Genomic DNA, 12,838 nt, shown 5'->3' on the forward strand with positions numbered 1-12,838 from the left:
TCAGTCAGTGGAAACGTGGAAAAGAAAGATGTGTTTATTGCGGTTCTCCAGCCTGAAGACGAATCCGCGAGACAGAGGGCGGAACTTCTCAGAAAATATGTGATGCCGCACAAGAATCTGATATACAGCATTTGTATCAAATATACCTATAACCAGGAGGACATCGAGGACAACTACCTCGAGGCGTTGGCCAACTTCTTCAAGTATATGGACAGTTATGACCCGGCCCGTCCGGTAAAGACCTGGATCTATGCCGTGACCAAACGGCTTGTGGCGGACCTGAACAACCGCAACAGGAACCGCATGCCCCCGGACGACAATATCGACATTTCGGAAATATCCTCTTCGCTGTCGGATGAGGACGAACCGTCGGGAAACAGCATGGGGATGGACAACTACCGCGAGTTCTATAACGATGACATCCTCTGGGCACTGGACCGGCTCAAACCGATTTACCGGGAAGCCCTGCTCTTGCAGCAGGCTGGTTACAAACTCGGGGAAATCATGGAAATCACCTATAACAACGGTACTTTGCAGACCAGGAACGTAGAAACGGTAAAAAGCCGCATCTTCCTAGCCAAGACGCAGCTGCGCAAACTATTGACACGCGATGGAGAGAAAAGAATGGATTGACGGATGCCGGAGGCTCTTTACACGGCTGGTCCGCACCACGGTGTGGGCGGATTTTGTGTTCCCTACCGGCGGCAAGTCGGACAGGCAACTCGGGATGTGTTTCGACGGCTTGTGCCGGGAGGTCGTCTCCGTCAGTGCGGAACGCCTGTCCGACTTCTGTATCTGCCAGACATATGCCATTTCCGGATATGATACCGCGTATCGCAGGAAATGGAACGTCTCCCATTCATTCGGAAAGAAAGCCATCGGCCGCTATCTCCGCTCGGGAAAGGAACGCCGCTACCGGGAGGACCGGTGGCTGAAGAGCTTCGGGCTGTCACGGCAGGATCTGGTGCGGGCGGTGGAAGACCGCCGCAGCCATCCGTTCGGGCGTTTCATCTATCCGGAATACGAGGAGACGACCAAGCGGCGCCTGCTTTCCACCGAGGCGGGATATCTCGTCTGCGCGCTCTCCACGCTGATGTGGACGCCTTTCTCCCCGTCATGCTCAAAATGTGCGAAAGCGGAGCCGTGCCGCAGAAGGACACAGGCGCGCTATCCGGAACTGTACCGTATCCGCTGTGAGGCGTGGCGGAAAAAGGAGGCGAAGCCATGAGCGCCGTCAATCCGCTCAGTGCCGAGTTCCTGTATGAACTCTATGCCACGGCGCTCAGGCAGGAGCCGTTGTGTGCCGTCCTTGCCAGGCATATGCGCAAGGAATACCTGCCGGACCGTTCGTTCCAGCGGGTACAGGAGGCGATAGCCGCGCATTTCAGGACATACAAGGCACCGCCGTCGTATGCCGTGCTGGCACAGACCTTCCATGAGGATTACGACGCCATCGAGCTGATAGACACTTTCCGGGAGTATGACGAGGGACAGAGCGCCGAGGTGATGACCGACATGCTGGAGTCCTACATCAAGGGGGTCCGGTTGCAGTCGGTCTATGCGGAGGTCGGGAAACTGTATAACGAGAACAGGCAGGACAAGGCGGAGAATACTCTCCGGGAATATGCCGAGTGGCTGGCAGGGTTCACGCTGAAGAGCACCTCGTTCGTCAATGTGGCCGCGACTTTCAAGGAGCGTTTCGAGAGGAACCGCCGCCGGGAGGAGGAAGAGGAACGCTCGGCCGCTCCCCGTGTGTCCCGCTTCTACATCCCGTATCTGGATGCGCTCAATGCCGGGCGTAACCTGCGCGGGCAGCTGACCTGTTTCCTGGCCAGCACGGGTGTGGGAAAGTCGCACATCGCCAAATGGATCGGTGTCAGGGCGGACATCGATGACGGGCTGCATGTGCTGCATTTCCAGCTGGAAGGCTCGGAAGAGGAGGCGTTGAACGCCTATTCCGGCGGACTGATTTCCAGGAACGCCTACTATTACGAGCGGGGAAAGATTTCGGATACGGAGATGAGACATCTGGAAAAACTGGTCGCCTCGTATGCCGGAAGCATCACGGTGCGCAGTTACCCGCGTTTCAATGCCCAGGTCTCGACGCTTGACATCAAGAACGGCATTTCGGAATACAGGAAACTCAAAGGATACAACCCGGACATCGTGATTGTGGACTCGATGGACTTGCTGACGGATGCCAACCGCCGTTCATGGGGAGCCGACCATGAACGGGCGAAGCGTATCGCGGTGGCCAACGACCTGAAGGACCTGGCGGCGGACGAAAAGGTATGGATGGTGGTGACTTACCAGTCTACCATCGAAGACCGGGAGTGGCTGAATGACGAGCGGAACGTGCTGACCGAGTACAACTGTTCGGAGGCCAAAGGTCTGGCACGCCCATGCACGCACCTTATTTCGCTCAACCAGTCATCGGCCGAGCGCAAGGAGAACGTGATGCGCTTGCATGTGGCCAAGAGCCGCTTTTTCAAAAAGGGCGATACCATTAAAATAGCGACGGACTATGACAACGAGGTGTTCTATGACGGGCAGAGGACGCTGAATCTGAACAGGGAATAAAAAGTCGTTCAAAATGAAAACTCAATAGCGGATAGTTTTATTCCTGTGAAAATGAACTGCAAAAGGCAGGCCAATCTCCCCCATATAGAGAAAGCTATGCTCCCTGTTCTTCCGGCAGGTCATCCCGCCAGGCATGCTGTACAGAGCTCTGTAACAGGCAGGTAATAGCGGTACGGGACTGCCACCGGAAACCGCTTCATCCCGAGTAACGGAGAGTGATTACGGCATGCCCTTTTTCATAGCGTACCCTAAGTCCGAGTTTCTCCAGTTCCTCCCTGATAAGGGAGTCCTCGAACCCTTCGGACATGAATTTTTCCCTGAGCAGGCCGGTGATATTCTTCGTTCCGGTACTTCCGGAAAGAAAATCCTCCACCCACTGGCGGAAACTGCCACCCGTACGTATCAGGTTGTAGCGCCTCAGACAGAAATTCTCCACACTTTGCAAATCGAACTCCTTATAGGACAGCAGGGCGCAGAGAAGCGGCCCGTTAGTATCGTCCTCCCTTAATTCAGCCGTCAGTACGCAGACCGGTATGCCTGTCCCGCTATCGGGTCTGTAATAAAGCCGGATGTTTTCCCTTATATACAGCCCCGTGGCGTATGTCATGCCATCCGGGGATTCCGTCATGACGGGAAACGCCTGCCACCCGGAGTCCCCTTCCCGTTTCAACAAGGTTATTGCCGTTTTTCCGGACTCCCCGTCTGATGTGGAGCGTGACCTCATCGTCCCGTTGGTCTTTTTCCATCCGAGAAACCGCAGACAGTTCTCAACATCTTTCAGAAGCTTTTCCTTTGCCGGATTCCCATTAAGGTACGGGCGGAGCGTATCCACTATTTCGGACCAGTCCTCGTTTGTCTTCATATACTACTTGTTGATAAATTTTATTAAACACAGTCGCTTTGTAATTGAAATATAGCAATTTTATCCTGACCGCTCAAATAAATTCTCTAAAAAATCATGGAAAGAGCCACTCATGGAATCTCCCCGAGGTCTTTTCGCATTCCGGTACAGTCTGTATGTCCTTGGGGCAGACGTGAAATCTTGCCGGGCTTTTTTCCGCCCTTTCGTGCAGAGTCTGCCGACAGGTTCTTATTGTACAGATTTTTTCGATAATGCATGGGAATTTCCTCTATTATATCCTTTTTCGCCGGATAAGTTCGCGGTATCCTGCCATGAACCTCTGTCCGGGAGAAGGCCTGTTCCCATTGACCTCCTTGTTATCCGCACCAGCGCCTGCCACGACACATGGGCAGGTTTTCGTCCTGCTTTTTAAGGCATAGAGGCTCCCTCTCTTGTCGCGGCAGTGTGCGATACCCATTTCCACCTTGAGAAAGCGTATCAAAACAATGAAATTTATGAGGCGTTTTTAAACTTTAGCCCTTGTACTGCAGCTATACCTTTTATATGGAACTGTCTGTACAGGAATATCAATATCTGGTTTCGGAGATAACCCGCGAGACGGGTGCCAAACGGGACGGGAGCGGTAAGAACCTTATCGTTCCATGCTGCCCGTTCTGCGGAAAGTCGGGCGGTAAGTTCGGTATCTACATCGGCAAGGAGACTGCCCACCGCCGGCCTTTCATGGCCCACTGCTTCTCCTGCGGGGCATCCACCCGTACATTGGAGCAACTTCTGGCGGCTATCGGCCGCATGGACCTGATGGTCTCGCAGACAGCCGACATCGCCGCACCGTTGAACCTGCACCTGCTGGAGGAGGACGAGGCGGAAGAGATAGACGACGGACTGGTGCCGGTCGAATTGCCGGACTTTTACAAGCGCACTTTCCGGCATCCGTATTTGCAGCGGCGCGGCTTCCGTTTCGACGATTACGAGTATTTCCCGGTCGGGATGACCGGCAGGCTCAACCCGCGCTACGCGGACTATGTCGTCTTTCCGGTCATCGATGACTGTACGGTTGTCGGCTATGTCTCCCGACATACCTGGCCGAAAGAGGATATAGACGCGCACAACCGCAAGGCCAGGCATAGCGGCGGGTACAAGATCCTGCGTTACCGGAACTCCACGGAAAACGACTTTTCCAAGCTCCTCTATAACTACGATGCCGTCCGAGTGGACGAAACCGACACGGTCATCCTCGCGGAAGGGATTTTCGATGTCATCGCCCTGACCCGCGGACTCGAGCTTTATGACAATTCCCATGTCGCAGCCGTGGCCACCTTCGGAAAGAAAATCTCCGATGTCCAGATCTACAAGCTGCAATCGAAAGGCGTGAGAACCGTAGTCATCGGCTACGACGGCGATGCCGTCGAGTCGGTAAAGCGGACGGCGGAACGGCTGAAACCCTATTTCGAGGTTTTCATCGCGGACATCGCCGATGCCGCCAAAGACTGGGACGAACTCACGGAACCGGAAATCTACGGGATTTTCGCCTGCGGCCTGCTGTCCGTCCTTGAATACAAACTCAAAAAAGTACAGGAAAGATGATACAGGAACTTCTCTCATGGCTCGATGCACAACGGATAACCTATATCCCGGTCGATACGGAAGTGGTGGACATTCCCGGCTTTGGACGGCTTTTCATGGCCGACCTGTCGGGTGTGGAATCCATCTTCCGCGGCGACGGGGACAGGCCCGTGTTCAACCTGATGGAAAGTCCGGACGTGCTGATGGAAGAAGGAATCTTCCATGTGGCCTTCCCGTTCGGCAGGAACTGGTACTACTATGACCTGCGGGAAGAGTTCCGTTTCAGCCTGCTGAAATATGTCGGCCGGCCCAAGCCTCCGGTACACGATATACCTTTCGTGAACCTCGGCGTCCATACCTCCTACGAACTGCTGAACGCCTGCGGCTCGCCGGAGGATTTGTGCCGCAAGGCGAAATGGCTCGGGCATACGGCTGTCGGCATCTGCGACCGTAACACGATGGCCGCCACGCTGAACCTTCAGAAGGAGTGCGCCAATGCCGGGCTGAAACATATATTCGGCTACTCGCTGACAATGATACATGAGGAAGAACGTGTCGGGCTGAAGATTTATGCCTTGAATAAGGAGGGGCTGCATAACCTGCTCCGCATCCAGCGGGCTGTCATGGTCGATTCGGAAGACAACACCCTCCGCCATGAACAGCTGCTGATGTATGCCGCAGGTTGTGTGGTGGTTTTCGCCACCCGTTCCGTCTACTGGGTGGCCGGACACCCCAGACAGGTGGAGCGTATCCGGAAAGGTGCCGAAGCGGTCTATTACCAAATCGACGCCAACGAGTACAAGGCGGACCGCATCGACAGGGGGCAACTGGAAGCCCTGAAATACTACTTCGACAACTGCTATGATGCCGGTACGGATTCATTTACAGTAGAACCGGCCCTGATTCCGGACTGCTACTACATGGACAAGGACGATGCCGGGTACAGAATCGTGGTGAACAAGATTGCCACGGGAGCCGCCCATGAACAAAGCGATGACCAGTATTTCAAGACAGCGGATGAACTGTACGACACGCTCCGTCCGCTGTTCTCCGGGCAATGGGACTTCGACTCCCTATTCAGGCGCATGTGCCGCCCCACGGTGGAGATTGCCGGACGTGCGGACGCCTCATTCGAGACCGGGCGCATGTTCATGCCGGAATACCGTATGCGGCCACAAGAGCGGGAACGGTATGGCGACCGCCGTACGATGTTCCTCCGGCTGTTGGACGACGGGCTGGACCGGAAAGTGCCGGAACCGGAGCGGGAACGCTATCGGGAACGGCTGGACGAGGAAGTCTATATCATTGAATCGACCGACAACGTGGACTATTTCCTGGTGCAGTGGGATATGGTGCGGGAGGCACACCGGAGAGGCATCGCAACCGGTATAGGTCGCGGTTCCGCCGGGGGCTCGCTGGTTTCCTACCTGCTTGGCATAACCTCCATCGACCCGCTGAAATACGGCCTTATCTTCTCGCGCTTCCTCGTGCCGGAACGTTGCGGGCTCAGCTGGAAAGACGAGCTGACGGTGCTTGCCCCGGACATCACACTCGGCAAGGGCGAACGCTATGTGGAGATGGAATCCGAAGGCAAGACTTACCGTCTGTGCACGGATGCCCGGATGCGGGTAATCCGTAACGGAGAAGAGCGGACGATATACGCGGATGAATTGATAAGTGGCGACGAAATCCTTTTTGACCGCCGAGATTGCTTGTGGAACTTAAAGGAACCCGAAACCCATGAATCCGACCTACGAACACCACCGTCCCTATGACGGTTGCGACCTTTACCGGGGCGATGCGCTCGATGTGCTGCCCCTGCTGGCTGAAGAAGGCATCACCGCCGACATGGTATTGTCAGACCCTCCATACGGTACGACACACTGCCGGTGGGATGCCGTGATAGACATCCCCGGGATGTGGAATGCCGTACAGGGCATATCCAGGCCCGACACTCCCGTACTGCTGTTCTGCCAGCATCCTTTTACGAGCCTGCTGGGCAGTTCCAATCTCCGCAGGCTGCGGTATGCCTGGGTATGGGAGAAGACGCAGGCGACAGGCTTCCTGAATGCCGGGCGTATGCCGATGAAGGCGCACGAGGACATTCTGGTCTTCTACGACAGGTTGCCGAAGTATCATCCGATCAAGACGGACGGGCACAGGCGCAAGGTCGTGATGGCCGAACACCAGCGGAAATGCGATGCCGGCGAGATATACCGGAAGCACGACAATTTCCGGGATTACATATCCACGGAACGCTATCCGCGCAGCGTGCTGAAGTTCAAGACCGACAAGCAACGCTCCTGCCTGCACGCGACACAGAAACCTGTCGCCCTGCTGGAATACCTGATACGCACCTACACCGATGAAGGGGACATCGTCCTCGACTTTGCGATGGGCAGCGGCAGCACGGCCGTGGCCTGCCGGAATACGGGACGCCGGTTCGTCGGCGTGGAGATAGACCGGGAAATTTTTCAGACAGCACTAAACCGTATAACCCATGGCTGACACCCGGGAAATCTGGGTGGATATCAAGAACTATGAAGGAAAGTACAGGATCAGCAACCTCGGGCGTGTCAAGAGTCTGGAACGGCAGGTTTCGCATGACGGCATTACCTGGATACAACCCGAACGCATTATGTGCCATTGGTGCGGGACGACTTCGCTCTATGACTGTGTCCGGCTCTACAAGGGCGGTGTCGGGAAGAAGTTCTCCGTGCACCGTCTGGTAGCACAGCATTTCCTGCCCGACTGGAATCCGGGACTGGAGGTGAACCATATCGACGGGAACCGCGACAACAACCGTGCGGATAACCTGGAGATGTGTACGCACCAGCGGAATATGGAACATGCCATAGCGGGTGGCCTCAAACGGGATTACGGCGAAAAAAGCGTGAATGCCAAACTGACCAACGGGCAGGCGGAAGAGATACGGGTGAGATATTCTTCCGGCCAGGCTTCCCAGAACAGCCTGGCAAAACAGTACGGCGTCAGCCGCCAGACGGTAAGCGCGATAATACGATACAAGAAATATATACGATAATGGACGAGGAAGAAATTTGGAAAGATATTCATCATTACGAGGGAATTTATCAAGTAAGCTCCTGCGGTAGAATTAGAAGTGTCGGAAGATATGTCCGTAATGCCACATCCCAATATTGGAGGAACGGACAAATCATCAAACCGTGGGTCGGGGGTACATCCCCGTATTACAATGTTTCTTTGGCCTCTGACGGAAAAATATGTAAAAAATTAATCCATAGACTTGTCGCAGAACATTTTCTTGATGATTGGAATGCGGCAAAGGAGGTTAATCATAAGGATGGCAATAAGCACAATAATCGAAGTGACAACCTGGAAATGTGTACCAGGCAAGAAAACGTCATGCATTCTATGGTGCATAAACTCAGGGATGATTATGGAGAGAACAGTGTGAACGCCAAACTGACAAATGAACAAGCGGATCATATCAGGCGGTTACACCGGTCGGGAGTCATGCAAAATGAACTGGCTGAACAATTCAAGGTTTGCAAACAGACGATATGCGATATCGTCCACTATAAAAAGTATAAAAAATGAAAGTGACAAACGTAACAATTAAAAAAGCGAATGAAGCATTCACCGTAATGGATTCGTTCGTGGGGAAAGGACTTGTGGAGGGCGGACATTCCGCCCTCCCGTAAGGCGGATATAGATGTCGACTATGCCTCCGACCGGCGGCAGGAGATCAAGGATTACCTGGAAGAACGGTACAACGCGGACGGCCGCCAGCGTGTCTTTTCCGCCGGCACCTTTACCACGATGAAACTGAAAGCCGCCTTGAAGGACGTGGCACGCGTACACCGCGTGCCTCACTCCATCGTGAACTATATTACCGCCATGATAGATGACGGCACGGACTGGACAGGACTGTTCAGACAGGCTGCCTCCAACAGAAAACTTCGGGACTTTATCCAGACCTATCCGCTGGTCATCGAGGACGTGCAAGGATTGCTCGGACAGCCCAAAGCGGCCTCCATACACGCCTCGGCCATCGTTGTCACACCGGACACGCGGGACGGCAGGCCCGCCGAATGCTTCGATTTCCTGCCGGTCCGCAAGATGGACGGGGCACTGGTATCGGAGTTCGACGGCTATTCGGTCGATGAGATCGGATTGTTGAAGGAGGATGTGCTGGCGACAAAGGAACTTGCCAAACTGAGTGCCGTCATCGCGTTGGTCAACCGGAATTTCGGGCAGGAACTCACCATCGGGCGTATCACGCAGGATATGCTGGAAGACGGGAAGACCTACCGGCTGCTCTCGGACGGTAACACGCAGAATGTGTTCCAGTTCTCTTCACCGGGCATTACCCGGTTTATCCAGGATGTACAGCCGGAGTGTATCGAGGACCTGATCGCCGTCAATGCCCTGTACCGCCCCGCCACGCTCGACATCGGCGCCACCGATGATTATGTCCGTTTCAGGCGTGGCGAGGTGGCCCCGGTCTATAACTACGGCTGTTATGAAGCGACGAAGAACACTTTCGGAATCATGGTCTACCAGGAGCAGTTCATGTCCGTCGCCCATACGCTCGGGGGATTCGACCTCGGGAAGACCGACCTCCTGCGCAAGGCCATAGGAAAGAAGAAAGCCGACCTGATGGCCACGCTGAAGGCGGATTTCATTGCCGGAGCCGTCGGGAACGGATGCCCGGACTATGAGGCGGAGGAAATCTGGCACAAGATAGAGGTAGCCGGGAAATATTCGTTCAACCGTTCCCATGCCGCGGCATACGCCCTTACAGCCTATTGCGGGGCATGGCTCAAGGCCAATTACCCCTCGGCATTCTACACGGTGGCATTGCAATGGGCGGACGACAAGGAGATTCCTTCGTTGATGGCGGAGATGGAACGCTGCTCGTCGGCCAAGATCGTGCCGCCGGACATCAACCGCTCCGGGACGGAGTTCTTCACCGACTATGCCACCGATGAAATCTTCTGGTCGCTTACCCGTATCAAACAGGTCGGTGTCAAGACAGTGGAATACATCGTCACGGAACGCGACCGGGGCGGGGCATATACCGGTATCGAGAACTTCATCCACCGCATATTCCGTTACAAACTCAAGAAATACAGTTACTGGGACGACCCCGACAACGCGGAAGAGGCCGTGAAAGTCCCCGTGAACGCCCGGCATGTCAAGCACATGATCCTTGCCGGATGCTTCGACCGTATCGAAAAAGTCGGGGCGGTTACCGAACGCTGCGCGCTGCTCGAACGCGCAGCACGGGAACTGGGATTCTCCCTTTCTGAAAAAGACTTCCCGCAGGACATGCGCGGGCGGCATTTCTTCTGGTCGCAGCAGCAGATTGCCGTGTCGGGCATAGGCAGCATCGATTATCGCCGCATCTTCAACAATTCGGAAGCCCGCAGGCAGGTCAAGGGAAAAGCCTCTTACCTGACCCTGGACGAGGTGGCACGGGACGAGAACGACGGCAGGCGTGCGACTGTCTGCGCCACGGTGGTGGATGTAACCGAACATACCTACAAGGACAGGGAGACGGGAAGCCGGAAGCGTTTCGCCAAGCTGACACTCTCCCAGAACAACCGTCTGGCGGAATGTGTATGCTGGAACGACTATTACATGGAACACCACACCGTGATCCAGTCGCTCAAAGACCGGGTGGTCATCCTCACTGCCGTCATCCGTTACAGCGACTACAACGGATGCAATACATTACAGACCTATAGGAACTCATTGTTATTCATTCAATCCTGAAAAGATATGGCACCCAAGACAGAACAGAAGATATATGTAGGCATCGGGCTGGACTTCGAGACCGGAGGGCTGGACTGCCGTGAATGCGCCTGTACACAGATCGCCCTGCAAGCCGTCCGTTTCGACACATGGCAGGTATTCGACCGCTATCAGGCGTATATCGCCCCCTACGGGAAACAGGACGCGGGGCTTCCCCGACGCAAGGTGTTGCGTACCCGCCATGAACAGGCGAAAGAACCGGAATATGTCCCGATGAAGTACGAACAGACGGCATTGGACTATTCCGCCATTACCATGGAGATGCTGCGCACACAGGGTGTGGACATGAAGAAAGTCGCCGGAGAAGTCATCGCCTTCGCCAAACGCAGCACCCTCTCGAAGGGCTATCAGTGCAAGCCCGTGCTGGTCGGACAGAACATCGCTTTCGATATCGGATTCCTGCAACAGCTGATGAACTATGCCGGACTGGCCGCCGAGTTTGAAAAGACCTTTTCCGGTACCAAGGACTATTACGGCAACTTCCAGCCGCACTACATCGACACGCTTGTCATGGGACGGTTGGCTTTTGCCGCTGATCCGGAGGTTACTTCGTATAAACTGGAACTGGTAGCCTCAAAATTGGGGGTGGAACTGGACGATGCCCACGATGCGGCTGCGGATGTGACGGCCACGCTCGACATCCTGGGGGTCTATACCTCCCGTCTGCGCCAGACGGAAGGGGCGGCAATCGCTACACAGAAGAAAGAGAAAACCCGTAAATATTTCAAGATATGAGTATGGACACGAATAAGGAAGCCCAAGGCATTGACCGGGAACAGATTCCCGAGACCATTACATTCCGTACGGCGGACCGGATGACCTACGGGGCGCTGGGCTATGACGGGAACGAACTGATGGCGTTCATATCGGGCTACGACCTGGAAATCAAGTTCAACCTGCGGCTCATCAACTCGCTAGCGGATGCGGAGGCGTGTGCCGATGCGTTGGCCCAGGTATTCTATGACGCATTAATGGAGCAGTTGCTCAATGAAAAGGCGGATTTTGTAAAACCTCCGGGATACAAACCCGCTACTCTTTCAGAAAAGGAAGGAAGAACCGATGTCAGACAAGATAACGAACACGCAGGATAGGCCGGAAGAGAAACCGCTCACGGAGCAGGAGCTGCAATTCTGCAACCTCTATGTGAACGGCGGGCTGGAATATGCCGGACGGCCGAAAAAATGCTTTGTGGAGGTATTCGGTGAGGATACGGTGAAGAACCCGTATGCTTCGGCCAATTACCTGATGAACAAACCGCATGTGCTGGCACATATCAAGGCATTGCTCTCCTCGGAACGGTTCGAGATGGAGACGATGGCTGTAAAGCTGCAGGTGACCGAGACTCTCAAGGCAATCATGGACGAGACGGCCACTTCGGACTATACAGACCGTTTCGGTGTGCCGCTCTCTCCGGCACCGCTCAGGGCCGTGTCGGTCAATGCCGCCAAGGCGCTGATGGATATCTTCCCCATCAGGCACAAGGAGGAGAACCGCCTGCGTATCGAGGGCAGTGACGGCAATGTCATCTTCAATGTGATCGTACCCCAAAACCCTATGACAGATGGTGAAAAGGAAACATAAAGTCACCAGGGAAGAAATTGCCTGGTGGATATATCTGGTGATAATGGTCGCGCTGGTCATCTACGGATTCCGGGACAGCGCGGCGGCTGAGGTTCTGATAAGGGCCATCAGGGAGGCATTCTCACTTTTAATGGAATAATGATATGGAACAATTCAAGGAATTTGTAGTGAAGTACTTCAAGATTATCGTCGTGGTACTTTCGTTCTCGCTGACACTGTACATACAGCATGTGAACAACACGGCCCAGATTGCAGAACTGGAGACCAAATGTATCGGTTTGGAAGTGGAAATCAAGAACCAGTATGACCGCATCAACGCCATGAAGCTGGACAAGTCCGTGTTCGAGGCGACCATGATGCAGCTCAACACGGTGCAGAATGACCTGCACGAGATCCGGGCCGACATCCGGGAGCTGCTGAAATGCCAGAACCTGCATAAATAACCCGATTTTT

Annotated in this window: 16 protein-coding genes; 14 read left to right on the forward strand and 2 right to left on the reverse strand. The window is 54.6% G+C overall.

The annotated features are described in order from the left end of the window. Positions 1–15 precede the first annotated feature (15 nt). The 3 genes from DW947_RS11795 to DW947_RS11805 are packed head-to-tail and all read left to right on the forward strand — an operon-like array spanning position 16 to position 2,580. Positions 16–633 carry an RNA polymerase sigma factor gene (locus tag DW947_RS11795; RefSeq protein WP_008672743.1) on the forward strand — a complete coding sequence of 206 codons (618 nt, stop codon included), beginning with the start codon at positions 16–18 and terminating at the stop codon, positions 631–633. Then, positions 611–1,228, forward strand: a complete 618-nt coding sequence (locus DW947_RS11800; RefSeq protein WP_119958526.1) for a hypothetical protein — start codon at positions 611–613, stop codon at positions 1,226–1,228. Before DW947_RS11795 ends, DW947_RS11800 begins: the two co-directional genes overlap by 23 nt. After that, positions 1,225–2,580: a DnaB-like helicase C-terminal domain-containing protein gene (locus tag DW947_RS11805; protein ID WP_119958527.1), complete on the forward strand. Its 1,356-nt coding sequence runs from the start codon at positions 1,225–1,227 to the stop codon at positions 2,578–2,580. The genes DW947_RS11800 and DW947_RS11805 overlap by 4 nt, the downstream gene beginning before the upstream one ends. Before the next feature lie 196 nt (positions 2,581–2,776). Here DW947_RS11805 and DW947_RS11810 read toward each other — a convergent pair whose 3' ends face one another. Next, a complete protein-coding gene (locus DW947_RS11810) occupies positions 2,777–3,442 on the reverse strand; it encodes a hypothetical protein (RefSeq protein ID WP_119958528.1) in 666 nt (221 codons plus the stop codon). Positions 3,443–3,713: 271 nt separating this feature from the next. Next, complete coding sequence (locus DW947_RS21445; RefSeq protein WP_133303608.1) at positions 3,714–3,923, reverse strand: hypothetical protein; 210 nt, start codon at positions 3,921–3,923, stop codon at positions 3,714–3,716. A gap of 62 nt (positions 3,924–3,985) precedes the next feature. Between DW947_RS21445 and DW947_RS11815 the strand changes: the two genes are divergently transcribed. From DW947_RS11815 to DW947_RS11860, 11 genes are all read left to right on the forward strand, one after another. Continuing rightward, a complete protein-coding gene (locus tag DW947_RS11815) occupies positions 3,986–5,026 on the forward strand; it encodes a toprim domain-containing protein (protein WP_119958539.1) in 1,041 nt (346 codons plus the stop codon). Next, positions 5,023–6,780 carry a PHP domain-containing protein gene (locus DW947_RS11820; RefSeq protein WP_119958529.1) on the forward strand — a complete coding sequence of 586 codons (1,758 nt, stop codon included), beginning with the start codon at positions 5,023–5,025 and terminating at the stop codon, positions 6,778–6,780. Before DW947_RS11815 ends, DW947_RS11820 begins: the two co-directional genes overlap by 4 nt. Positions 6,781–6,853: 73 nt before the next feature. Continuing rightward, positions 6,854–7,513 (forward strand): DNA-methyltransferase, encoded by a 660-nt coding sequence (locus DW947_RS11825; protein ID WP_232286939.1) that lies wholly within the window; start codon positions 6,854–6,856, stop codon positions 7,511–7,513. After that, positions 7,506–8,048 carry an HNH endonuclease gene (locus DW947_RS11830; protein ID WP_004293556.1) on the forward strand — a complete coding sequence of 181 codons (543 nt, stop codon included), beginning with the start codon at positions 7,506–7,508 and terminating at the stop codon, positions 8,046–8,048. Before DW947_RS11825 ends, DW947_RS11830 begins: the two co-directional genes overlap by 8 nt. Continuing rightward, positions 8,048–8,584, forward strand: coding sequence for an HNH endonuclease (locus DW947_RS11835; RefSeq protein WP_004293555.1), 537 nt, complete (start codon positions 8,048–8,050; stop codon positions 8,582–8,584). Before DW947_RS11830 ends, DW947_RS11835 begins: the two co-directional genes overlap by 1 nt. 72 nt (positions 8,585–8,656) lie before the next feature. Further along, positions 8,657–10,765, forward strand: coding sequence for a DNA polymerase III subunit alpha (locus tag DW947_RS11840; RefSeq protein WP_119958530.1), 2,109 nt, complete (start codon positions 8,657–8,659; stop codon positions 10,763–10,765). 6 nt (positions 10,766–10,771) lie between these two features. Next, a complete protein-coding gene (locus DW947_RS11845) occupies positions 10,772–11,539 on the forward strand; it encodes a PolC-type DNA polymerase III (protein WP_008860772.1) in 768 nt (255 codons plus the stop codon). Beyond that, positions 11,536–11,895, forward strand: a complete 360-nt coding sequence (locus tag DW947_RS11850; protein WP_009316565.1) for a hypothetical protein — start codon at positions 11,536–11,538, stop codon at positions 11,893–11,895. Before DW947_RS11845 ends, DW947_RS11850 begins: the two co-directional genes overlap by 4 nt. After that, the gene (locus tag DW947_RS11855) at positions 11,864–12,385 is read left to right on the forward strand and encodes a hypothetical protein (protein ID WP_119958531.1); all 522 of its coding nucleotides are present in this window, start codon (positions 11,864–11,866) and stop codon (positions 12,383–12,385) included. The genes DW947_RS11850 and DW947_RS11855 overlap by 32 nt, the downstream gene beginning before the upstream one ends. Next, complete coding sequence (locus DW947_RS21625; RefSeq protein WP_008672755.1) at positions 12,366–12,524, forward strand: hypothetical protein; 159 nt, start codon at positions 12,366–12,368, stop codon at positions 12,522–12,524. The genes DW947_RS11855 and DW947_RS21625 overlap by 20 nt, the downstream gene beginning before the upstream one ends. 4 nt (positions 12,525–12,528) lie before the next feature. Then, entirely contained in the window at positions 12,529–12,828 is a 300-nt protein-coding gene (locus DW947_RS11860; RefSeq protein WP_004293550.1) for a hypothetical protein, read from the forward strand. Positions 12,829–12,838: the final 10 nt, after the last annotated feature.

It is taken from the genome of Bacteroides sp. AM44-19 (assembly GCF_003603395.1).
GTDB classification, from domain to species: Bacteria; Bacteroidota; Bacteroidia; order Bacteroidales; family Bacteroidaceae; genus Bacteroides; species Bacteroides uniformis.